At 57.5% G+C, this 214-nt stretch carries 1 pseudogene; it reads right to left on the bottom strand.

Going from position 1 to position 214, the window contains the following annotated elements:
* Positions 1-214, bottom strand: a pseudogene (locus ABJK56_RS06735) (hypothetical protein); the annotation flags it as partial.

Below are 214 nucleotides of genomic sequence, written 5' to 3'. Positions count from 1 at the left end.
CTTCGAAGAAAGCCCACACGGCCGAAAAATCAGGCGCACTCATGACGCGGGCCCGCAAGGCGGAAGAGTTGGGGCATCCTTTTGTGTACCACACCAGATGTTTGCGGAGGGCACCGAAGGCTTTGGGTTTTTCGTCCATGAACAGTTCGGCGTGATCGCGAACGGTGCGGCGGAACTCTTCCCAGGAAGAGAGCGTCTGGTCCTTCGGTTTTTC

Source organism: Thermogutta sp., assembly GCF_039793925.1.
Lineage (GTDB): Bacteria > Planctomycetota > Planctomycetia > Pirellulales > Thermoguttaceae > Thermogutta.
Note: the sequence above shows the minus strand (reverse complement) of the source record. Positions and strands in the feature narration are given on the sequence as shown.